This window comes from Rhizobium sp. CECT 9324, assembly GCF_918741265.1.
Classification (GTDB): Bacteria; Pseudomonadota; Alphaproteobacteria; order Rhizobiales; family Rhizobiaceae; genus Allorhizobium.
The window spans coordinates 1,197,356-1,219,652 of record NZ_CAKKMZ010000002.1; the positions used below are offsets into that span (position 1 = coordinate 1,197,356).

The 22,297-nt window shown below is 58.7% G+C and carries 17 protein-coding genes; 10 read left to right on the top strand and 7 right to left on the bottom strand.

The features are described from left to right. The first annotated feature begins 9 nt into the window (after positions 1-9). A complete protein-coding gene (locus LQ231_RS25400; RefSeq protein ID WP_230174892.1) occupies positions 10-819 on the top strand; it encodes a Ku protein in 810 nt (269 codons plus the stop codon). Between the two features lie 69 nt (positions 820-888). On the opposite strand, the gene ligD is transcribed toward LQ231_RS25400, so the two are convergent. From ligD to paoA, 4 genes are all read right to left on the bottom strand, one after another. Continuing rightward, positions 889-3,534, bottom strand: a complete 2,646-nt coding sequence (ligD, locus tag LQ231_RS25405; protein ID WP_230174894.1) for a DNA ligase D — start codon at positions 3,532-3,534, stop codon at positions 889-891. A gap of 166 nt (positions 3,535-3,700) precedes the next feature. After that, the gene (paoC, locus tag LQ231_RS25410) at positions 3,701-5,905 is read right to left on the bottom strand and encodes an aldehyde oxidoreductase molybdenum-binding subunit PaoC (protein ID WP_230174896.1); all 2,205 of its coding nucleotides are present in this window, start codon (positions 5,903-5,905) and stop codon (positions 3,701-3,703) included. Next, a complete protein-coding gene (locus tag LQ231_RS25415; protein WP_230174898.1) occupies positions 5,895-6,860 on the bottom strand; it encodes a xanthine dehydrogenase family protein subunit M in 966 nt (321 codons plus the stop codon). The genes paoC and LQ231_RS25415 overlap by 11 nt, the downstream gene beginning before the upstream one ends. Then, the gene (gene paoA / locus LQ231_RS25420) at positions 6,857-7,375 is read right to left on the bottom strand and encodes an aldehyde dehydrogenase iron-sulfur subunit PaoA (RefSeq protein ID WP_113139760.1); all 519 of its coding nucleotides are present in this window, start codon (positions 7,373-7,375) and stop codon (positions 6,857-6,859) included. The genes LQ231_RS25415 and paoA overlap by 4 nt, the downstream gene beginning before the upstream one ends. A 225-nt stretch (positions 7,376-7,600) precedes the next feature. Here paoA and LQ231_RS25425 point away from each other — a divergent pair, with 225 nt between their 5' ends. From LQ231_RS25425 to treZ, 3 genes are all read left to right on the top strand, one after another. Further along, entirely contained in the window at positions 7,601-7,792 is a 192-nt protein-coding gene (locus LQ231_RS25425; RefSeq protein ID WP_113139759.1) for a hypothetical protein, read from the top strand. Between the two features lie 161 nt (positions 7,793-7,953). Next, complete coding sequence (gene treY / locus LQ231_RS25430; RefSeq protein WP_230174899.1) at positions 7,954-10,437, top strand: malto-oligosyltrehalose synthase; 2,484 nt, start codon at positions 7,954-7,956, stop codon at positions 10,435-10,437. Between the two features lies 1 nt (position 10,438). Beyond that, on the top strand, positions 10,439-12,298 hold the full coding sequence (treZ, locus tag LQ231_RS25435) for a malto-oligosyltrehalose trehalohydrolase (RefSeq protein ID WP_230174900.1): 1,860 nt from the start codon (positions 10,439-10,441) through the stop codon (positions 12,296-12,298). 85 nt (positions 12,299-12,383) lie between these two features. On the opposite strand, the gene LQ231_RS25440 is transcribed toward treZ, so the two are convergent. Further along, positions 12,384-12,866: an Lrp/AsnC family transcriptional regulator gene (locus tag LQ231_RS25440; protein ID WP_113139757.1), complete on the bottom strand. Its 483-nt coding sequence runs from the start codon at positions 12,864-12,866 to the stop codon at positions 12,384-12,386. A 128-nt stretch (positions 12,867-12,994) separates the two neighbouring features. On the opposite strand from LQ231_RS25440, the gene LQ231_RS25445 reads away from it, so the two are divergent. Beyond that, a complete protein-coding gene (locus LQ231_RS25445) occupies positions 12,995-14,458 on the top strand; it encodes an aminotransferase class V-fold PLP-dependent enzyme (RefSeq protein ID WP_230175071.1) in 1,464 nt (487 codons plus the stop codon). 160 nt (positions 14,459-14,618) lie between these two features. On the opposite strand, the gene LQ231_RS25450 is transcribed toward LQ231_RS25445, so the two are convergent. Continuing rightward, positions 14,619-15,515 (bottom strand): LysR family transcriptional regulator, encoded by an 897-nt coding sequence (locus LQ231_RS25450; protein WP_230174902.1) that lies wholly within the window; start codon positions 15,513-15,515, stop codon positions 14,619-14,621. A gap of 156 nt (positions 15,516-15,671) precedes the next feature. On the opposite strand from LQ231_RS25450, the gene LQ231_RS25455 reads away from it, so the two are divergent. The 3 genes from LQ231_RS25455 to LQ231_RS25465 all read left to right on the top strand — a co-directional run bounded on the left by LQ231_RS25455 (position 15,672) and on the right by LQ231_RS25465 (position 18,591). Beyond that, the gene (locus LQ231_RS25455) at positions 15,672-16,658 is read left to right on the top strand and encodes an MBL fold metallo-hydrolase (protein ID WP_230174904.1); all 987 of its coding nucleotides are present in this window, start codon (positions 15,672-15,674) and stop codon (positions 16,656-16,658) included. Positions 16,659-16,950: 292 nt separating this feature from the next. Further along, positions 16,951-17,223: a hypothetical protein gene (locus tag LQ231_RS25460; RefSeq protein WP_230174906.1), complete on the top strand. Its 273-nt coding sequence runs from the start codon at positions 16,951-16,953 to the stop codon at positions 17,221-17,223. Positions 17,224-17,610: 387 nt separating this feature from the next. Further along, the gene (locus LQ231_RS25465; protein ID WP_230174908.1) at positions 17,611-18,591 is read left to right on the top strand and encodes an alpha/beta hydrolase; all 981 of its coding nucleotides are present in this window, start codon (positions 17,611-17,613) and stop codon (positions 18,589-18,591) included. A gap of 334 nt (positions 18,592-18,925) precedes the next feature. Here LQ231_RS25465 and LQ231_RS25470 read toward each other — a convergent pair whose 3' ends face one another. Then, positions 18,926-19,825, bottom strand: coding sequence for a LysR family transcriptional regulator (locus LQ231_RS25470; protein WP_113139886.1), 900 nt, complete (start codon positions 19,823-19,825; stop codon positions 18,926-18,928). Between the two features lie 119 nt (positions 19,826-19,944). On the opposite strand from LQ231_RS25470, the gene LQ231_RS25475 reads away from it, so the two are divergent. Further along, the gene (locus LQ231_RS25475) at positions 19,945-20,877 is read left to right on the top strand and encodes a VOC family protein (protein ID WP_230174910.1); all 933 of its coding nucleotides are present in this window, start codon (positions 19,945-19,947) and stop codon (positions 20,875-20,877) included. Between the two features lie 728 nt (positions 20,878-21,605). After that, complete coding sequence (locus tag LQ231_RS25480; RefSeq protein ID WP_230174912.1) at positions 21,606-22,295, top strand: hydrolase; 690 nt, start codon at positions 21,606-21,608, stop codon at positions 22,293-22,295. The last annotated feature ends 2 nt before the right edge of the window (positions 22,296-22,297 follow it).

Sequence of the window (22,297 nt, forward strand, 5' to 3'; positions counted from 1 at the left end):
CAGATTAAAATGGCAGTGCGCCCCTATTGGAAAGGCTATCTGAAGCTCTCGCTGGTCACGTGTTCGGTGCAGATGATGCCGGCGACCTCGGAAAGCGAAAAGGTGCGGTTTCACACGCTCAACCGCCAGACGAAGAACCGCGTTGTCAGCCAGTATGTGGATTCCGTCACCGGCAAGGAGGTCGAGCAGGACGACGAGGTCAAAGGCTTCAAGCGGGGTGAGGACGACTATGTCCTGCTCGAGGAAGAGGAACTCGACACCGTTGCACTCGACAGCACCAAAACCATTGACGTCTCCACCTTCGCCCCACGCGACAGTATCGAGTGGATCTGGCTTGATACGCCCTATTACCTCGCGCCGAACGACGCCGTGGGCCACGAGGCGTTTTCCGTTATCCGTGAAGCGATGCAGGCGAAGAAGATGGTTGGCATCTCACGCCTGGTGATCAGCCGGCGCGAACGCGCGGTCATGCTAGAACCACGCGGCAAAGGCATCTTGCTCTGGACACTGCGCTACGGCGACGAAGTTCGCGATGAAGATACCTATTTCAAAGGCATTGGCGAGGCGACAGCGGATACTGCGATGATGCCGCTCATCCAAAAGCTGATCAAGAAGCAGACGCAGGACTGGTCCGAGAAAATGGTGGTAGACCCCGTTCAGGATCGGTTGCTGGATATTATTGACACGAAGAAGAAGGCCCAGAGAAAGACCACGCGCCAGCCGAAACCAGCCCCGCCGTCATCGCCACCGAGCAATGTCATCAACATCATGGATGCCTTGAAAAAGTCCATTGCCGCGGAAACGCGGTCGAGGAAATGAACCGGCGGCAAGCCAGTTCGATAACTGGCAGAGGTTGCCTTGTCGATTGCTGGACCGACAAGAAGATGATCACGTGGCCGTGGTCTTCTTCAACCGCTTGATCGCCTGGCCGAGCGATTTCCGTGCATCCCCATAGTCTTGCCAGGCGGTCGATTTGGCGAGCAGATCGGGCACCGTTCGTATCGTGTAGCGTTTGGGATCGAGATCGGCTTTCACCTGGCTCCAGTTGAGCGGCATCGAAACGGTCGCCCCGGCGCGCGCCCGTGGCGATAGCGGAGCGACGGCCGTTGCCGTTCGGTCGTTGCGCAGATAGTCGAGGAAGATTCGCCCCTCGCGCTGCTTCTTGGCCATCTTGATGAGATAGAGGTCCGGATTGTCGCGCGACATCGCTTCGCAGACATCGTGCGCAAAACTCTTTGCCGCGTCCCAATCTAGTTTTTCACGTTTGGGGACCGCGATTGGCGTCACAACATGCAGCCCCTTGCCGCCGGTGGTTTTGCAGAAGCTCACAAGTCCCAATTCCTCCAACCGGTCACGGATCTCGCGCGCCGCCTCGATCACTGCCTTGAATTCCACACCCGGCCCCGGATCCAGATCGAACACCAGCCTGCCCGGCACCTCCGGTTGTCCCGCTTCGCAGTTCCATGGATGGAGTTCGACGCCGCCGATCTGGGCAATGGCGGCGAGACCTTCGATACGATCGATTTGCAGGTAAGGTTTTTTGTCCCCCGACACGGTCACCAGTTCCACCAGGTTCGACGTGCCCGGCATTGCATGGCGCTGAAAAAACTGTTCGCCGGCAATCCCATCCGGTGCGCGAATGATCGAACATGGCCTGCCTTTGATATGCTCGATCATCCAAGGACCGACAGCTTCATAATAGCCTGCCAGATCGGCCTTGGTTACCGGCTCGCCATCACCGGCATCGGGCCAGAGCTGTTTGTCCGGACTGGAGATCATCACGCCCATGACCTCTTGTTTCCCGCCAGCGCGTCGAGAGCGTTTCGGAACGGGTTTCGCCATATCCGGGTCTGGCACCTTGGCCTGCTCTGGGCGAGCTGGCTTTTCGGCCTCAACCTCCGCTGCCGGCTTGTCTTCCCGCAGCCCCTTGAACGAAGCCTGGCGCACCTGACCGTCAGCCGTCCAGCCGGCAAACTGGATTTCGGCGACGAGCTCGGGCTTGAGCCAGACGATATCAGGGGAGTTCTTTGGCGCGCCAATACCCGTGAAGGGCGATTTCTCCGCCTTCATGGCTTTCAGTTTGGGCAAGAGCGTTGCGACGGTCTTTGCACCATAGCCCGTGCCGACGCGTCCGACATGGACAAAATGGTCCCCGCGATAGACACCGACCAGCAAAGAGCGGAATTCGCCGTTGGTTTTTGCATAGGCGCCGATTACCACCTCATGACCGGTCCGGCACTTCGACTTCGCCCATGTAGAGGACCGGCCGGATTGATAGGGCGCATCGCCTTTTTTGGAAACGATGCCCTCAAGCGAGAGGCGGCAGGCTGATTTCAGCACGGCGTCACCGCCGGTTTCGAAATGCTCAACGAAACGAAGGCGGGCGTCTTCACCGGATTCAGCCAGCAACGTCGCCAGTTGTTCCTTGCGGTCGGTCAGGGGAAGCGCTTGAAGGTTTCTGCCTGCAGCATAGAGCAGATCGAAGGCGAAAAAGACCAGATTGTCGGTCCTTCCCTCGGACATTGCCGCCTGAAGTGCGGCAAAATCGGGAGCGCCGTTTTCGTCGAGGGCACAGATTTCGCCGTCAATCAGGCAATCGGCCAGTACTGAGGATGACTTTGCGATCGCGGGATATTTTGCGGTCCAGTCCAGGCCCTTGCGGGTTTTCAGCGTGACGCTCCCGTTCTCGACGCGCATCTGGATGCGGTAACCGTCAAATTTGATTTCATGAATCCAGCCATCGGCCGTTGGTGGACGCACCAGAGTTTCGCACAACTGCGGAGCAATGAACGCCGGCATGGTCGATTTTGCCAGCGTGGCGTTCGATTTCTTCGGCACCTTGACGCTCGCCTTGCGCTCTTCCGCCGCCAGTCCTTCACGGCTGTTCCACACCGCGTCTGCGGTCACTGTCACACCTTCCAGCATGAAGGGCTTCGGCTTTTTCCCCTTGCCGGCGGCAATTGCGTCCATCGAGCGACCCGATGCAACCGACGTCGTGTGTTTTCCCAGCACGGCTTCGCCATCTTTTTCAACGGCAAAATCGTCACGATGCTTGATCAGCAGCCAATTGGTCCGCTTCCCGCCATTCCTGTCATGGCGCATGCGAACAAGCACAAAGCTGCCGTGCAACCGCTCGCCTTCCAGCGTGAACTTCAAGTCACCTTTTGTCAGCGCTTGCTCGGGCGTTTGGTTTCCCTCCGGCTCCCAATAACCGCGATCCCACAGCATAACCGTGCCGCCGCCGTATTGACCCTTGGCGATCGTGCCTTCGAAATCACCGTAGTCGAGAGGATGATCTTCGACTTCCACCGCAAGCCGTTTGTCCTGTGGATCGAGCGAAGGCCCCCGGGTCACCGCCCATGACTTGAATACTCCATCAAGTTCAAGTCGCAGGTCATAGTGCAGGCGCGTCGCGTCGTGCTTCTGAATAACAAATCGCCGACGGTTCGATGGTTTGACATGGGTTTCGCCGCTCGGTTCGCTTGTCTTCTTGAAGTCGCGTTTCGCACGGTAATTCGAAAGGGTATCGACCATGGCTCATCACTCTCCCAGGATGTTGAGTTCAGGTTCCGCATCCTTTGCCTCACACTCTGTGAGACAACCGCAAACCACTTAAACCGGGTCGGACCTTGGTATTTAGAGGCGAGCATGTCGGCTCATATTGCATAGGGCGGCAGCCTGTTCAGCTGCCGCCATCACCTCAGGCGACCTCCGGAAGACCGCCGATCAACTTATCCAGCGTCAGGGGATAGTGCCTGAGCCGAACGCCGGTAGCATTGTGGATGGCGTTCGCAATGGCCGCGGAAACGCCACACAGCCCCAATTCCCCGACACCCTTTGCCTTCATCGGCGATGAATACGGGTCCTCTTCCTCAAGAAAGATGACCTCCTGATGGGGAATGTCGGCGTGCACGGGCACTTCGTAACCGGCGAGATCGTGATTGACGAAGAAACCACGGCGGGTATCGACCGCGAGCTCCTCCGACAATGCACTACCCACGCCCATGGTCATCGCCCCGATCACCTGGCTTCTCGCCGTGACCGGATTGAGAATGCGCCCGGCGGAGCAGACTGCGAGCATCCTGCGTACGCGCGTCTCGCCTGTCGCGACATCGACACCCACTTCAACGAAATGCGCGCCGAATGTCGATTGTTGATGCGTTTTGGAGAGATCGCCCCACTCGATCTTATCTTCGGCAACCAGACCGTCGACACCCGCGGCGGCGGCCAGCGGTGCAAATCTGTTGCCGCTGCGAACTTCGCCATTCTCGAACACGACGTCGTCCGAATTGAAGCCAAGGGCCGACGCGACCGCTTCCCGCAGTTTGACGCAGGCGGCGTATACGCCAGAGGTGGAACAGTTCGCCCCGAATTGTCCGCCGGACCCGGCGGATACGGGAAAGCGCGAATCTCCCAGCTTGACCACCACCTTGTCGACCGACAATCCGAGCATCTCGGCTGCGGTTTGCGCAATGATTGTGTAGCTGCCGGTTCCGATGTCGGTCATGTCCGTTTCGACCGTGACGATGCCCTCGCGATCAAGCTTTACCCTGGCAGCTGACGTAAGCAGCAGATTGTTTCGAAAAGCTGCGGCCACGCCCATGCCGACAAGCCAGTTCCCGTCGCGGCGGGCACCCGGTCGGCGACGCTCGCTCCAGCCAAAACGTTCAGAGCCGGTTTCCAGGCAGCCGATCAGATTGCGATGGGTAAAGCGGCGCTTCGGATTTTCGGGATCCACCTGTGTGTCGTTGAGGATACGAAAATCTACCGGGTCCATGGCGAGCTTTTCGGCCATCTCGTCGATGGCGACCTCCAGGGCCATCAGTCCGGGTGCTTCTCCCGGTGCCCGCATGGCATTGCCCTCAGGCAGATCCAGCGCAGCAAGCCTCATTGAGCTCATCCGGTTTGCGCCGGCATATAACAGGCGCGTCTGCATCACGGCAGGCTCAGGCCCGCCGCCTGGAAGATCCCCGGACCAGCTTTCGTGGGCGATCGCTGTGATTGTGCCGTCCTGCTCGGTACCGATACGGATGCGTTGGATGGTCGCCGGCCGATGGGTGGTGTTGTTGGCCATGAACGGACGCGGCAATGCGACTTTAACCGTGCGACCCGATGCCTTGGCAGCAAACGCCGCCAGCACCGCGTCAACACGCAAGAAAAGCTTTCCGCCGAAGCCGCCGCCAATATAGGGTGACTTGAGTTGGATATTGTCCTTGTCGATGCCGAGGGTTGTAGCAAGATCCGTACGCCACCAGTCGATCATCTGGCTGGATGTCCACACGGTCAGCTCTTCCCCATTCCACGCGGCAATGGATGCATGTGGCTCCATCATCGAATGCGAGTGGTCCGGCGTCGTATACTCTTCGTCCAGGGTCATCGGCGCGGAGGCGAAGGCGCTGTCAAAATCGCCAACGGCAGTGTCGGGCGGCGTGTCGTCGACATCCTTGGGTTTTTGTGCCGTATCCCTGCCGTCCGCAAGGGAGAACTGTCCCTGCACTTCGGCATATTCCACTTTGACAAGAGCCGCGGCGGCGCGAGCCTGTTCGAAAGTTTCCGCAACAACCACGGCGATGGCCTGATGATAATGCTGAATTTCAGCGCCACCGAAAAGCTTGGCCGTGTTGTATTGCCCTTTTTCGCGATCGCCCACGGCAAGCGTTGTCACAACGGCGAGCACACCCGGCGATGCTTCGGCCGCGGCGACATCCATGGCGGTGATGCGACCCTTGGCAATGGCAGAGCCGACAGGGTAACCGTAGGCGGAGGGGCCGTCCGGATCCTGCCATTCGTAGGCATAGGTCGCGTTGCCCGTTACTTTCAGTTCGCCGTCGATGCGGCGCACAGGCTGACCGACAACCTTCATCTGATCTATCGGATTGGTGGTCTCTGGCCGATCAAATTTCATTGTTCAGTCCTCCCGCTTCTGCGACCACCGAACCAAGCGTTCGTTCCACCAGATCGAGTTTAAAGCGATTTTGCTCCGTTGGGCGCGCGTCTGCGAAGGCGGCCGCGAACGCAGCCTTTGCACCGCCGGGCAGTTCATTCTCGGCAGCCTCGACCCGCCAGGGCTTATGGGCCACGCCGCCTACGGCGAAGCGACCTGTTCCATCCGGTTGGATGACTGCTCCGATCGACACGAGCGCGAAAGCGTAGGATGCCCTGTCGCGTACCTTCCGGTAGATGTGTTTCCCGCCGATCGGTGGTGGCAAGACAACGGCCATAATAAACTCGCCTTGCTCCAAGACGGTTTCGATATGCGGCGTATCGCCGGGGAGACGATGAAAATCCGCGAGGGGTATCGAGCGCGTAGCCCCATCCCCCTTTACCGTCTCGACCACGGCATCCAGCGCGCGCAATGCGATCGCCATGTCGCTGGGATGCGTGGCTATGCAGGCATTGCTTGCGCCGATGACGGCGTGCTGACGAGAATAGCCACCGATCGCCGAACAGCCGCTACCGGGCAACCGCTTGTTGCACGGCTGATTAGAGTCGTAGAAATACGGACAGCGCGTGCGCTGCAGAAGGTTGCCGGCGGTGGTTGCCTTGTTGCGCAACTGGCCTGACGCTCCGGATAGCAGGGCTCGAGAGAGCAAGCCGTAGTCACGCCGCACCACCTCATGGGCGGCAAGATCCGTGTTGCGCACCAAGGCGCCGACGCGAAGTCCGCCATCCGACGTCACCTCGATCTTGTCCAGGGAAAGTCCATTGACGTCGATGAGATGCGTCGGGGTTTCGATCTCCAGCTTCATCAGATCCAGCAGGTTCGTCCCGCCGGCTATAAATCGGGCATTCGGGTTCGACGCAGCAGTCTTGACTGCCGCGTCCACCGTGGACGCGCGCTCGTAGGTAAACGCTCTCATGCTTCTGCTCCGGCAACGTCCATGATGGCATCGACAATGTTCGAATAGGCTCCGCATCGGCATATATTGCCACTCATGCGCTCGCGGATTTCGGCAGCGGTGACACTGCCTGGCGCAGCAAGGTCGCCGGTGACATGGCTTGGAATATTGGCCTTGATCTCTTCCAGGACGGCGATCGACGAACAGATCTGCCCCGGCGTACAGTATCCACACTGGAAACCGTCCCGCTGGATAAATGCAGCCTGCATGGGATGCAGGTTGCCCGGCTCGCCCAGGCCTTCGATTGTCTGGATCTCATCGCCGGCATGCATGACAGCCAGGCTCAGACAGGCATTGATGCGGCGACCCTCCACCAAGACGGTACAGGCACCACACTGGCCATGGTCGCAGCCTTTCTTGGTGCCCGTAAGGTGCAAATGCTCCCGCAGGGCATCCAGCAAGCTTGTTCGGTTGTCGACCTCAATTTCACAGTCTTTGCCGTTGACCGTCAAAGACACTGACGTTTCATATTTCATATTTTGCGCCCGCTGTACGCCATCAACCCGGCGCAATCGGTTCCCGCGATATTGCGGCCAAACGTGTAAAGTCAATCTCGCCGGGAAAGTTCCAGAACGAAGTTTGACTTGTATGGCCCCAGGCTCTTCTTGTCAGCGAATTTCTGTGCGTATACCGCATGGCGGATTGGAACTGTTGCTCCCTCCGAGCGTTTGGCGTTGATCACACGTTCATGAGAGGTTGCAGTGGAAAAGCGAACGCCCCACGAATTCGACACGGACAGTTCAACCGAGGTTTGGTCCGTTCAGGATTACTGCAAACGGGTTGGCGTCAACGCGATCGAACAAGCTCGGCTTGTGGCTCTTTTTGGCGCCTTCGCGACCGCTGCGGAGTTGCGCCACAATACGCGCAGGGAACAGCGGTTCCGGACCTACTAGGGTCATGGCCATCGTGTCGTCAAAGGACAAGCTGCCTCTGAAGGCAATCGCCACTTGCTGCGCGCGTATATTGCCGCGTCGCTCATCCGCTCCGTTTTGATGGATTTTGCCTGGGCATGATTGCTGCCTGGCATTTTCCTGTGTCCGATATGCGAGGAAATATGCAACTGGTCGCAAGTTATCGCATTCAGTTCCGCAACGGCATGACCTTTGAACGGGCTATTGAACAGCTGCCGTATCTACAGGGTCTCGGAATCAGCCATATCTACGCTTCCCCGATCTTCACGGCAGCGCAAGGTTCTACCCACGGATACGATGTCACCAACGCAAATGAGATCGACCCATCGCTGGGTGCGCGCGCTGGTTTCGATGATTTCAGTCGCCATTTAAAGGCCCATGGAATGGGGCTGATCCTTGACATCGTTCCCAATCACATGGCCGCTTCCCTGGACAATCCGTGGTGGCACGACGTCCTGGCGAACGGGGAAAGCAGCCGTTACGCTTCCCATTTTGACATCGATTGGGCAGAGCCGCTGACGTTGCCCCATCTGGAGCTCGCATTCGATGACACGGCCGCCAGTGGCAAGTTCAATCTGGTTCGTGACCGAGGTCAGGCCTTTCGGCTTCACTTTGGAGATTCACTCTATCCTCTGTCCGCAGAAAGCCTCGACTGGCTGGATGCGCAGCTGGAGGAAGTCGGTGGTGAGTCCGGGAAATTTGTGAGCCAACCCGAAAAATTGAGCGCGTTGCATCGCCTCCAACACTGGCAGCTTGTGGCCTGGACCACCGCGTCGAAACACTTGTCCTATCGCCGTTTTTTCGAGGTCACCGGTCTCGTCGGCGTTCGCGTCGAAGACCCAATGGTGTTCGACGCAATGCATGCCTTGGTTCTTGAACTGGTCAGGTCAGGCCAGGTCGACGGGTTGCGCATCGACCACGTTGACGGATTGGCCGATCCGAAAGGTTACCTCGAATGCCTGCGTCGCGCAGTCGGCAGCAAAGTGCCGATTTACGTCGAGAAAATTCTCGCCCGTGATGAGGCGCTTGCTTCAGACTGGCCTGTCGAGGGCACCACGGGCTACGAATTCATCAATGCCATCAGTGACATATTGACCAGCAAGCAAGGTGTCGCGCAGCTGAGGCAGCACTACAGTATCCTCGTTCCAGATCTGGCAGATCCTGGAGCCGGGCTGCGTCAGGCCAAACTCCAGATGGTGACAGTTAATTTTGCCGGCGAGGTGGATCGGTTGGTAAAACTTGCCGCAGGCCTGCTGCCCGGCATCGATTTGCAGTCGATAGCCGCTTCGATCCGGGAATTGCTGGTCGCATTCCCGGTCTACAGGCTTTACAATACGACCCAGGCTTTGACGGCCGCGGAAGACCACGTCCTCGATCACGCGGCACTTGTTGCGCGGGAACATGTCCAGGATCAAACCGCCGTTGATGCTGTGGTCAATGTCCTGCGCGGACAAGCCGATCCGACACGGGATCCGACCGAATTCAGGCGGCGGTTTCAGCAGGTCGCAGGCCCTGTCATGGCAAAGGCGATGGAAGACACTTTCCTCTATCGATACAATTGTCTGCTGGCTGCCAACGAAGTGGGCGGCGATCCCATTGCCGAGCCCATGGGAATTGCCGGATTCCATCGGCATATGCAGCGCCGAATGCGTGAACAGCCACTTGGCATGTCCTCCACGTCGACCCATGATACCAAACGCGGCGAGGATGCGCGCGCCCGCCTCTATGCGATCAGCGAGGGCGTCGATGACTGGATGACGGCATTGCCCCGGTGGCGACTGAGCAACGCCGCTCTCGTTTCACACCCACCCACGGGTATGGTTCCGGATCTCAATCTGGAATGGATGCTCTACCAGGCGCTACTCGGCATCATCCCGTCGCGTGTCGACATCGATGATCTCCCGGTTCTTCGCGAACGCTTTAGTGCCTACGCACTGAAAGCGGTCCGGGAAGCGAAGCTGCATACGGACTGGAGTGCTCCGGACCAGACCTACGAGAAGGCCGTTCAGCACTTTGCCGAAGGTGTTCTGTCGCCGGAGAACCTGGCCTTTGTGAACGACTTTATCGCTTTCTCTCGGCCGTTTGTTGCGAGTGGCAATGTGAACAGCCTCGTGCAGACCCTGGTCAAACTGGTCGCGCCGGGCATTCCCGACTTCTACCAGGGCGCAGAGGGCCTCGACCAGTCGCTGGTCGATCCCGACAATCGTCGGCCATGGGTCGGTGCTGCGGTAAATTTGCAGGACACGGAAAGCCTCGCCACAACCAAGCTTGATCTGATCAGACGCGGCCTGTGGCTGAGACGGCAGAAGCCGATGCTGTTCGAGCGGGGCGAATACATAGCTGTCTCGGTGGAGGGGCAAATGCGCGATCATGTGCTCGCCTTTGCCCGGCGTCACGCAAATGATCTGGTCGTCGCCATCGCTCCCCTGCAGGTATTTGGTGCCGTCAAGCAGGCCACGATGAAGGTTGACGCCTCCTTCTGGGGGGACACGACAGTGCGCCTTTCCTCTGTCTCTTCAGGGGTTTTGCGAAATGTGTTGGATGGCACGACACATGCCTGCGAGGACCTGCCCGTTTCAGAGTTATTCAAGCTGCCCGTGGTTCTCCTTGCGACGACAACAGCGTGAGATGAGATGTGACGAAGCCTTAAACCCAGCGCCGCTAGAACGTGTAAATCAAAGGAACTACTGCGCTATGCACGATACGTTCGCGATCAAGTCCCGCAAGTTACGGGCGAAGGTTGCTTCGACATGGGGACCGGATTTCATCGGAACCGGTACACGCTTCCGGCTGTGGGCGCCGAATGAAAAGCATGTTGCGCTTCGCCTTTCGGATGATCACGCGATGATGCGATCCGATGACGGCTGGTTTGAGGTCGTGATCGATCGACAGCCGTTCGACGAGCCATATGCCTTCGTTCTGGGTGACGGCACGATCGTCGCCGATCCAGCGTCTCGTCAGCAGGTTTCAGAGGTTTCCGGGCTGTCGTTATTGCCAGATCCGAATGTCTATCGCTGGAAAAACTCGCTTTGGCGTGGCCGCCCGTGGCACGAGACCGTTGTCTATGAGATTCACATAGGCACATTCACGCCGGAAGGCACGTTCCAGGCAGCCACGAGTAAATTGGAACGCCTTGCCGATCTCGGTTTTACAGCCATTGAAGTCATGCCGGTCGCCCATTTCCCGGGACAACGAGGCTGGGGTTATGACGGCGTATTGCACTATGCGCCCCACAATGCCTACGGCACGCCGGATGATTTCAAGGCCTTCATCGATACGGCACATGGTCTTGGCCTGATGGTCTTTCTCGACGTGGTCTACAACCACTTCGGCCCGGAAGGGAATTTTCTCAGCCGGTATGCGCCGGAGTTCTTCCGTGAGGGCAAGAGCAACCCATGGGGTGCGGAAATCGCGTTCGATCGCGAGCCGGTCAGGCGGTTTTTCGTGGACAATGCCCTCTACTGGCTGGAGGAGTTCCGGCTTGATGGATTGCGGTTTGACGCCGTGAACGAAATCAAGGATCCGAGCAGCACGCATATCCTTGAGGAACTATCCACTACCGTTCGTAGGGTGCTGGCGGATCGCCACATTCATCTGATCACTGAAAATCCTCCGAATGGTACCGATCTTCTGTCACAAGAATTGTTTGTCGCGGATTGGAACGACAGTTTCCATCATGTCGTGCATGTGATTGCGACGGGCGAAGACACGGGTCTTTACGAAGAGTTCAAGCACGCGCCTTTCGACAAACTGCGCAAAATCTTGTCTGAAGGATATCTGGAGCCCGGCGAACCCATCGTCAGCGAATTCCTGCCTCCCAGCGCCTGTCTTGCCCCGACTGCCTTCGTACATTTTCTGCAAAACCACGATCAGGTGGGAAACCGCGCTCTGGGCGATCGGCTGCATACAAGCATTGATGAAACGCTGCATCGCGTCCTCACCAGCATGCTCTTGCTTTCCCCGCAGGTCCCGCTTCTGTTCATGGGCGACTGCTACAGGGAAAGTGGACCTTTTCACTATTTTGCGGACTATCGTGGCGAGGTGGCAGAAGCCATCCGAAACGACAGACCGCAGCAGGCGGAAAATTTTGGCGGATATCCGCAAGGTGCATCGGCAAGCGACATGCCGGATCCGCACGCACTGTCGACATTCCTGGATTCGAAACTCGACTGGTCACACGCCGAAACCCAGAAGGCACGGGAATGGTCGTCCTGGCTGCAAGCGCTTTTGGCCGTGCGCCGAGACATGATTGTTCCTCATCTGGCGGCAACGGAACACTATTCGGGAACCGTTTCTGATGCACCGGACGGCTGTGTCTTCATAGACTGGGTACTCGGGGATATGGTTTTACACATGCGTGCCAACCTGTCCCGAACGATTGTCCCCTTGGATGATGGTCCAGACCACTGCATATGGCAGGAAGGCCAACAATGTGCTGCAGGATCGCTTGCCCCGATATCCGTCAAGATATTCTGCCGTCGTTCTTAGCACCGGGTCGGGAGGGTCCGCCTGTTGAGGACTGCGGCGCGAAGCGATGATCCTGGACAGCGGTATCAGGCGGTCGCGAGATGCATCAACGCAGTTTGCCGAGGTCGACCGGGCGGTTGTTGATGATCGCCTCCATTGAGAAGAAGCCCGTAACGGTCGCAAGGTCGAAGTCGGTGATCAGTTTTTGATAGAAGGCGTCATAGCCCGACATTCCCTTGGTTACGACCTTGATCAGGTAATCCCACTCACCGCCAATGCGGTAAAAATCAATGACCTCTGGTAGTTTCTCGACATGGGCTCGAAACTGCTCGCTCCATTCCCGAGAATGGTGACGTGTGCGGATCATCACGAAAACGGTGAGATCGAGTCCCAGTGCCTGCAGGTCGATCTCGCTGTGGGAACCCCGTATCAGCCCGAGTGAATGAAGACGTTGCAGCCGCCGCCAGCAGGCATTTTGCGACATGCCGACCTTTTCGGCCAGGTCTCGTTGGGAGAGCCCAGCATCGATTTGCATCGCCGTCAAAATCTTCATATCAAAATCGTCGATTTTGGCACTATCAGCGATCATATGACACGGTCTCGATGAAAGAAGGCAAAAAATAGGTGAGGTCTTTCCGGCTGAGGCAGAATATAATCTTCGTCAACATGTGCCGCAAGGAGAATGACGTGGACGCCCAAATTCAAGCTATCAGGCCGATCGAGACTCCGCTGTCAGAATTCCGTCGGACGCTTGGCGAAGGGGACACGATTGCGGTCCTTCGGGATGGCTTGGTCGGCTCCAAGGCCAGGGTGACCGGACCCTATGGCGAAAAAGCCTTGGTCTATGCCGACTATGTGGCGTCCGGCCGGGCGTTGCATCAGATTGAGCGTTTTGTCCTTGAGGACGTGCTGCCGTACTACGCCAACAGTCATACAGAGGCCTCTTACTGCGGCGGAGCGATGACCCGCATGCGGCGGGAAGCGCGAGCGCTGATCGGTGAGTTCTGCGGTGCCACTCGCGAACATGCGGTGGTCTTTACCGGTTCCGGTGCAACGTCGGGGATCAATCGTCTCGTTGCGCTCTTTGGCGTCACCGGCGCTGTTTCTGCAGGCAAGCGGGTCCGCGTCATCATCGGCCCCTACGAGCATCATTCCAATATCCTGCCCTGGCGCGAAAGTGGCGCCGAGGTCGTCGAAATCGCAGAGCATTCTTCCGGCGGGCCCGACCTTGGACTGCTCGAGGCAGCCCTGCGCCAGAATGCGCCGGACCTGACGATCTGCACGCTTTCTGCGGCATCCAACATTACCGGCATCACCAGCGATGTCGCAGAGATCACCAGGATGGTGAAAGCGGCCGGCGCCAAGATGATATGGGACTATGCGGGTGCTGGTCCGTATGTGCCGATTTCGATGTCGCCCTCCTCGGATGCTGAAATCGATGCGATCGTCGTCTCGCCGCACAAATTCATAGGCGGTCCGGGCGCATCGGGTATCCTGATCCTGCGTCGCGATGCGGTGACGACCAGCAAGCCATCTTGGCCAGGCGGAGGGACGGTGAAGTTTGTTTCGCCGCACACACACGACTACAGCGACAATATCGAGTCCCGTGAAGAGGCTGGCACACCGAATGTCGTGGGTGACATCAGGGCCTCCCTTGCATTCATTGTGAAGGATGCGATTGGTGCCGATCAGATGGCTGCACGCAATCGCGAGCTTGCGCAGCGGGCATTTCGCGCCTGGAGGGACATTCCTAATCTGGAGATCCTCGGGCTCCTTGAACCAAACCGGTTGCCGATATTTTCCTTCCGGGTGAAGGACGGGAAGGGTGGTTACGTTCACCAGCAGCTGATCACGCGAATGCTGAGCGATCGGTTCGGGATTCAGGCGCGCGGCGGCTGTGCCTGTGCCGGGCCATACGTCCATCGGCTGCTGTCGATCGACGATGATCAGTCAGAGGAAATCAGGCAGGCGATCCTCTCGGGCGACGAGATCAGAAAGCCCGGTTTCGTGCGCTTGAATTTCAGCGTTCTTCTGCCGGACGAAAAAGTGCGGTTCATTCTCGATTCCGTGGCGCAGATTGCAGTCGACGCCACGACCTTCGAGAACGACTATGGCTTCGATCCGAGCCGGGCGATATTCTTTCCGAGCGCGGTCGCCGCCGACGGTGCATTGATTGCTTGAGCCTTCTGTCACCGAATATCACGATGCTCGCACGGGCAAAACTCAGTATGTCGCTTCGATCAATCGCCAGCGGTTTGGCGCTTGAATGGACGAAGGTCAGCTGACCGACCGTTGCGGGACGTGCCCGACACCACCAATGGATAGCCCACCCGGGGGAGCGCTAGCTGGCGATTTGCGCGCGCAGGCGGGGCCCGATCCAATCGAGGAAGCACCGCACCTTCGGCGGCAGGGGATCGGCGGGTCCGTGGATGACGTTGACCGGCAGCGGTTCCGGTGAAAACTCCGTCAGCAATTCCTGCAGCGCGCCTGAGCGCAACTGTTCGGAGATCTGGTAGGACAACACGCGGACAATGCCGATGCCGGCCAGTGCCGCCTGAATGGCAGCCTCCGTCGTGTTGACCGCGAGTTTGGCGCGCGGCTCGATGGTGAAGGCGACGCCGTCGCGGCGATAGCGCCATTGCGGCGCGGTCGCGAAGCCCTGGAAGCTTATGCCGTCATGCTGGGCGAGGTCTTCCGGCTGACGCGGTATGCCTTTGCGGGCGAGATAGTCGGGGCTCGCGCAGATCACCCGGCGGACGGTGCCCAGCCGCGTCGCGATCAGCGCGCTGTCGGTCAGATGGCCGATCCTGAGGGCCACATCGACATGCTCATCCACCAGACTGAGCTGCCGATCTGCGAGCGTCAGACGCAGGTTGATGTCAGGTTGCTCTTTGAGGAATTCGAGTGCAAGTGGCAGCAGGTGGCGTTCGCCGAAGGCAATCGGTGCGGTCACGTGCAGCCCGCCGCGCAGCGCGCGGAAATCGCCGCTGGCCTGACGCTCTGCTGCGTCCAGTTCACCAAGAATACGACGGGACGCGGCAACGAAAGCGCGCCCCTCCTCCGTCAAGGCAAGGCCGCGTCGGGTGCGCGTGACCAAGGGCACGCCAAGGTGCTTTTCAAGATCGGCTACCTTGCGGCTGACCGTGGCGAGCGGAGTGCCCAGTCGCCGCGCCCCGGCCGAGAGGCTGCCAGCGTCGACCACCGCTAGCAGCACAGACAGCGCTTCGAACCGATCCATAGGATCCTTCCGGAAATTGAAAGGAAAGTTCTCAAAAAGGCACGATACCCTATTGGTTGTACATATCATAGCTTTCATGTCGTCGAGGGGGCGCCGGCAGTTACTGTGTCGCCCCTGTATTGCCCCGTATTTGCCAATGATCCGGAGGACGAGATCATGCCTCAATTGTCACGCCGCGCCTTTGCCAGCGCCCTTCCTCTCAGCCTCATGGGGGGAAGCCTCCTCGCGGGAGGACTGATCGGTGGCGCGCCGGCCTTTGCTACGACGCAGGCTGCCGCCAAGGCGCCGGTTAGCGTTACGCCGCTGGCGCAGATCCGCATTGGCCGTTTCACGGTCACAGCCCTGACGGACGGCTATGCTGATATGCCCTACAACTATTTTCCGGGACGTTCCGCCGACGAGGTGGAAAAGGCGGCCGTCGCGCAGTTCACCGCCCGGCAAAGCGGCGTGCGGTTTCTCTTCAACCAGTATCTCGTCGAGGATGGCGAGCGCCGCATCCTGATCGATGCAGGTGCCGCGGGCTCGATCGGGCAGACCGGCGATTTGCCCAAGGCGCTCGGTACACTCGGCCTTCAACCCGACCAGATCGACGCGGTGATCGTGACGCATATGCATCAGGATCACATGGGCGGCCTGATCCTGGGCGGCAAAAACAACTACCCGAATGCGGAAGTCTATATCGATCGTCGCGACGTCAAGCATTGGACCGATCCGGCCAAGCGCAGCGGCGCGCCCGATTTTTTGCAGACCAGCTTTACCATGGCAGATGAGGTCGTGCGCCTCTATCCGAAACTCCAGGCGATTGATGGCGAGCGCGAGATCATGCGAGGCGTTTCGATTGTCGACCTGACCGGCCACACACCCGGCCATATCGGGGTGCGGATCGAAGATGACGGCAAGAGCCTGATCATGGTTTCGGACATGATCTTCCCGGTCGTGCATCCCGCCGCAACCGATGTGTTCTTCCTGTTCGAGCAGGACCAGGCAGCGGCCAAGGCGATGCGCGACCGCTTTTTTCCGCAAGCCGCTGCGGAAGGTGCGCTCATCGCCGCCACGCACATGCCTTTCCCAGGGCTCGGCCGTGTCGTCGCCGATCGCGGGCAGATGCGCTGGGAGGTCGCGGACTGGGCGTTACAGACCTGAAGTGCGCTCCGGCGATTACGAAGGCAAAGTCACGAGGGTCAGGTCACGTGGTCCACAGATTCGACGACGAGAGGTCGTCCGATTTCCCAATCGACCGCGAACTGCTTGGTAGCGATAAGGCTGATGATATGTCGCGGTCCACCGTTTGCGAGGTGATGATACGATAGTGCAGGTGTCCAGTTCGACGGATTTCGAGCTGCCGCTCGCATGTGTGATCTCAGTTCCTCGGCGCTCAGCCACAGCGTGCCTTGAGAACTGATTGAACGTCCACCGCTCCAGGCGCGACATCTCATTGGCCGATGCCGGGCAGCGGTTTTTCATGCGGCTTGAACCCGCTCTCGAGGGGATCGCGGAAGCAGCAGAAGCGCTACGCGGTTTCAACGCCAAGCCGTCGAAGAGGTTGAGAATCAATTCGGATGCTACGGTTGCCGAACCGGTGCTAAGCCCCTTGAATTCGAGCGGCGGGCAGATGCTGTTGCGACCGAGACAAGGGGCGGCCTGGTCCTCGATCATTGCCACCGCATTCCAGCAGTCGCGATCGACAGCGCAGGGCTTGCCTATTTGACCAATTGGATGGTGGGCTCGCCCTGGATGCCGGAAGTCTCGAGCACGTCCTGGAACAAAGGACGCCGCCGTATCCCGGACTATCGCTTTACCCACGACATCTCCACTTGAGCGCTTCCATGCGCGGCTTCGTTTCTTGGTGAACATGGACGGCAATAGCGGTCAGCAGGAGCGAGCACCCGAAGCCCCTGTTTCGGTCCGCGGCCGTAGGGTAGCGATAGCTTGGGGTTCGGCCAGCTCCGTCATCTCGCCTTATTTTATTTCAAATAACGCAATAAATAATGAACTATTAGTTCAATTGTTGGGGCGGCAGCCTGGGAGCAATATTCCTGCACAGCCGAGGGACAGCGTCGACTGAAACCGAAACTATTGAATTGCAGGATCTGATATGACCAAGAATTCTTTTTCCACAACGCGCCGTGAGGCACTGCTTTCAGCCGGCGCAGCGGCAGCCACGATCGCCATTTCACCCGCATTCACCGTCGCAGCGCAAGCTGCCTCTGCCAACACATCAACAGAGGAAAACCAGACTATGGGAACCATCACCACCAGAGACGGCGTCGAAATTTTCTACAAGGACTGGGGCTCGAAGGATGCCCAACCTATCGTCTTCCATCACGGCTGGCCGCTGTCGTCTGACGACTGGGATGCGCAGATGCTGTTCTTCCTTGCCAACGGCTACCGCGTCGTTGCCCATGACCGCCGCGGCCATGGCCGCTCGGCCCAGGTTTCGGACGGGCACGATATGGACCATTATGCTGCCGATGCCTTCGCGGTCGTTGAGCATCTCGATCTGAAGAATGCCGTTCATATCGGCCACTCCACGGGTGGCGGCGAAGTTGCCCGCTATGTCGCAAAGCATGGGCAGCCAGCCGGCCGTGTTGCCAAGGCCGTGCTTGTTTCCGCAGTGCCACCGCTGATGCTGAAGACTGCAGCCAATCCCGAAGGCCTGCCGATCGAGGTGTTCGACGGCTTCCGTGCTGCACTCGCTGCCAACCGGGCGCAGTTCTTCCGCGAGGTGCCGGCAGGCCCTTTCTACGGTTTCAACCGCGACGGTGCCACGGTTCAAGAAGGCGTAATCCAGAATTGGTGGCGCCAGGGCATGATGGGTGGTGCAAAGGCCCACTATGATGGCATCAAGGCCTTCTCCGAAACCGATCAGACGGATGATCTGAAGTCGATCGAGGTGCCGACGCTGGTACTTCACGGCGAAGACGACCAGATCGTGCCAATTGCGGATGCGGCCCTGAAAGCGGTCAAGCTCCTCAAGAATGGCACGCTCAAGACCTATCCCGGTTTCTCGCACGGTATGCTGACCGTCAACGCCGATGTCCTGAATGCCGATCTGCTGGCCTTCGTGCAGGCATGACACGAACGGATGACCGTGGCGGATACCCGCTACGGTCATCGCGAATGGTGTTTCAGAACGAGGCGATCCGGTCGGGCTGGTCAAGCATGCCTGTTCCGGACGTCCGCGTTCGAGTGAGCGGGCAGGCAAAGAGCCACGGCTTAACGCCAGCGTTGGGCCGCGAGGGTTCTTGTGAACGACTGCGGGGTGGGTGATCCCGCGGCCGGTATCTGCACGATACGATCGTCGATCTTCAGGTAGAGGGCGCTCGCGATCGAAACCTCTGACGGCTACAGGCACTGATAGCAGCCGTTTCCGCACAGCAATGACGTCGCGGGGGGAAGAGTGCGGGATATCAGTCCAGCATAACCATTTGCGCGGCCACCTGCTCCTCAAAGAACTTTGAGAAGGAGGCAATGCGGGGAGGCAATGCCTGATAGGGTGGGTAGTAAAGGGTCAACCACAGATCGGCTGGTGCCCAACCTTTGAACACATGGACGAGACGCCCGGTCCTCAGATGTTCTGACACGTGAAAGTTGGGTAGCATGGCAACGCCTGCTCCGTCCGCTGCCATGTCAGCCAGGACTTCACCATTGTTAGCGCTGAAGGCTCGCCCTGCCGATATCGTCATGCTCGAGCCGCCGTCCGAGAGAACCCAGTTCTCCCGTCGGCTTTCGCCACTGTAGGCCAGGCAGTCGTCTGGTGTCAGCGCGTTGGGATGCGGCATCTCGACAAACCGACTTCCCGGAGCGGCAACCAGGATGCGCGGCACGACACGGATTTTCCGCCAGATGGTGAACTTGTCCGATGGTTGAGACGAGATTCGGATCGCCAGATCGTAGTCGTCATCGACTATGTCGACCAGACCGTCGGACAGAGAGATCTCGAATCCCATTTTCGGGTAGCGCTCTTTGAAGCCGGAGAGGATCGGTGGAAGCACCGCCTTCCCGAACCACGTGGGCGCACTGATCCTGAGGCGTCCTTGATCGGCCTTGTGAGCGTTCATCACGTCACGGCGTGCTTCTTCCAGCGTCTTCACGGCCGGTTGGATCTGGGCGGCGAAGATAGCACCATCTGTTGTCAGCGAGACCTGCCGGGTGGTGCGCACAAACAGCTGCACGCCGAGTTCGGCTTCAAGTGCCGCAATAGCCCGGGTGACGGCGGCCGGTGTCATGTCGAGTTCGCGGGCGACCTGGGCGAAATTTCGCTTTTCGGCGGCGAGGAGGAAAGTGCGCAGAGCTTTGTAATCGTTCATTGGGATTGTTTCGAAAATGACAATACAGTCAAAATGAATATTGCAATTCTCCGCTGTGATCAATTGCCCTAGATACTCCTCAACAGCTAAACGCCGACGGCAGAATTAAAGGTAAGACCATGATCACCGAGATCAAAGGACTACATCACGTTACTTCGATGGCTTCGGATGCTCGCCAGAATAATCGCTTTTTTAGCGACACGCTGGGCCTGCGCCGCGTCAAGCAAACCGTCAATTTTGACGACCCGAGTATCTACCACCTGTATTACGGCGACGAGAACGGTTCGGCCGGCACCGTCATGACCTATTTCCCGTTCAAAAACATGATGCTTGGGCGACCTGGTGTCGGTGAGGTTGGCGAAACGCAGTTTTCCGTGCCGAAGGGCGCCTTGACGTTCTGGCAGGACCGTTTCACTGCGGAAGGCATCGGTGGCTTGGAAAGCGACACCAGTTTTGGCGCGAGCAGGCTTCGGTTTACGGGTCCGGACGGCGACAGCCTGGCATTGGTTGAATCCGCTGAAGACGCACGCGCGCCGTGGCTGGCTGACGGCATTCCGAGCGATGCGGCGATCCGCGGTTTTGCCGGCGCTCGTTTCAACCTACACGATACGGCGGCGACCGAAGAGCTCCTTGGCTTCATGGGCTACCAGCGCGCCGGAAAGGAGGGTGAGGTCACCCGCTTCATCATGCCCGATGGAAACGGCGCCGATACAATCGATGTGGCATCATTGCCGACAACGCCGTTTGCCCGTCAGGGGGCCGGTTCCGTCCACCATATCGCTTTCGCGGTCGAGAACCGCGAAAAGCAGCTAGACGTTCGAAAGGCGCTGATGGATACCGGTTATCAGGTCACGCCCGTCATCGACCGCGATTATTTCTGGGCCATCTACTTCCGTACGCCAGGCGGCATTTTGTTCGAGATTGCCACGAACGAACCGGGCTTTAACCGCGACGAGGATACCGCACATCTGGGCGAGGTGTTGAAGCTCCCGAGCCGCTACGAGGAGTTCCGGGACCAGATCCAGGCCAATCTCGAGCCGCTTGCCGCCTGATACGGCGGGGATTCCCATGTACCGAGAACACCGACGCGTCGCATCCTCTGGATCGCGACGCTTCAGTGCGTTTCGCGAGAGCGACCGTAGCAATCCGCGCGGTTGTCGGTGGCGTCGCGACGCTGCTTGGGCACCTTGTCGCATCCGTGCGTTCCGCGAAACGAGCAGGGACGACACTGCACCAATGGCTGCGTCGCCAATCTGTCCTTCGGGCGCCGGAATGCCTAGTCGGATCTGATGTTCCGTTGTACGAAATCCCGATTTCCTGTGGCTTTTCGACCACCGCTATTTCACGCGGATGTCTACTCATGTGCTAGGATCGATGCCGGGTATGCGACGCAACGCTTCTGGTCAGCGAATGGTGGCTCATCTCGCAGTCTCGGCCTGCAGGCTTATCTTCGCCAAGTGCAACTGCCTTTGTTTCAAGTCCTGAGCGTCTGTGCAGCGAAGCGAACGACAGACAGCGCAAGCTCAGCCGAACGGATCGATTTCCCCGGAGGTAATAATTGCGAGAATCGCAATTCATTCGCAATTAATATTGCAATTCAAGACTTCACAAAGACGCGTTAGATTTCATTTCAGCAGCCGAAAGAGTGAAGGGCAGACCCACAGCGGTCCAGTCACTCAGAGCTTCCAAGCCGAGCACCAGGAGAAGGTGCACGACTGGCAGGTGCTGCGTCAACCAACCAACCGCATCCGCGGTCCAAGCAACCGAAGAGGAACTGACAATGTCCAAGCTCGAAGTCCTGACCCCCGCCAACAGCCAGCTCATTTTCATCGATCAGCAGCCGCAGATGGCATTCGGCGTCCAGTCGATTGATCGCCAGACCTTGAAGAACAATGTCGTCGGTCTTGCCAAGGCGGCGCAGATCTTCAACATTCCGACGACGATCACCACTGTCGAAACCGAGAGCTTCTCCGGCAACACCTTCCCAGAACTTTTGGCAGTCTATCCGGAGAACGACATCCTCGAACGCACCTCGATGAATTCCTGGGACGATCAGAACGTCCGCGATGCGCTTGCAAAGAATGCAGCGAACGGCCGCAAGAAGATTGTCGTATCCGGCCTCTGGACGGAAGTCTGCAACACGACCTTTGCGCTCTCCGCATTGCATGACGTTGCGGACTACGAGATCTACATGGTCGCCGATGCTTCCGGCGGCACCTCATCCGATGCCCACAAGTATGCAATGGACCGCATGGTGCAGGCTGGCGTCATCCCCGTGACCTGGCAGCAGGTTTTGCTTGAATGGCAGCGCGACTGGGCTCGCAAGGAAACCTACGATGCGGTTACCGCACTGGTGAAGGAGCATTCCGGCGCATACGGAATGGGTATCGATTACGCGGTTACGCACGTTCATGGCGGTCAGGAACGCGTCAAGCATGGCAAGCGCATCGGCCCAAATCCAGCCAAGTAAAG

Excerpts from the sequence above, each read along its gene's own strand:
- LQ231_RS25400 (WP_230174892.1), top strand. The coding sequence starts at position 10 with ATGGCAGTGCGCCCCTATTGGAAAGGCTATCTGAAGCTCTCGCTGGTC.
- ligD (WP_230174894.1), bottom strand. The coding sequence starts at position 3,534 with ATGGTCGATACCCTTTCGAATTACCGTGCGAAACGCGACTTCAAGAAG.
- paoC (WP_230174896.1), bottom strand. The coding sequence starts at position 5,905 with ATGAAATTTGATCGGCCAGAGACCACCAATCCGATAGATCAGATGAAG.
- LQ231_RS25415 (WP_230174898.1), bottom strand. The coding sequence starts at position 6,860 with ATGAGAGCGTTTACCTACGAGCGCGCGTCCACGGTGGACGCGGCAGTC.
- paoA (WP_113139760.1), bottom strand. The coding sequence starts at position 7,375 with ATGAAATATGAAACGTCAGTGTCTTTGACGGTCAACGGCAAAGACTGT.
- treY (WP_230174899.1), top strand. The coding sequence starts at position 7,954 with ATGCAACTGGTCGCAAGTTATCGCATTCAGTTCCGCAACGGCATGACC.
- treZ (WP_230174900.1), top strand. The coding sequence starts at position 10,439 with ATGAGATGTGACGAAGCCTTAAACCCAGCGCCGCTAGAACGTGTAAAT.
- LQ231_RS25440 (WP_113139757.1), bottom strand. The coding sequence starts at position 12,866 with ATGATCGCTGATAGTGCCAAAATCGACGATTTTGATATGAAGATTTTG.
- LQ231_RS25450 (WP_230174902.1), bottom strand. The coding sequence starts at position 15,515 with ATGGATCGGTTCGAAGCGCTGTCTGTGCTGCTAGCGGTGGTCGACGCT.
- LQ231_RS25455 (WP_230174904.1), top strand. The coding sequence starts at position 15,672 with ATGCCTCAATTGTCACGCCGCGCCTTTGCCAGCGCCCTTCCTCTCAGC.
- LQ231_RS25465 (WP_230174908.1), top strand. The coding sequence starts at position 17,611 with ATGACCAAGAATTCTTTTTCCACAACGCGCCGTGAGGCACTGCTTTCA.
- LQ231_RS25470 (WP_113139886.1), bottom strand. The coding sequence starts at position 19,825 with ATGAACGATTACAAAGCTCTGCGCACTTTCCTCCTCGCCGCCGAAAAG.
- LQ231_RS25475 (WP_230174910.1), top strand. The coding sequence starts at position 19,945 with ATGATCACCGAGATCAAAGGACTACATCACGTTACTTCGATGGCTTCG.
- LQ231_RS25480 (WP_230174912.1), top strand. The coding sequence starts at position 21,606 with ATGTCCAAGCTCGAAGTCCTGACCCCCGCCAACAGCCAGCTCATTTTC.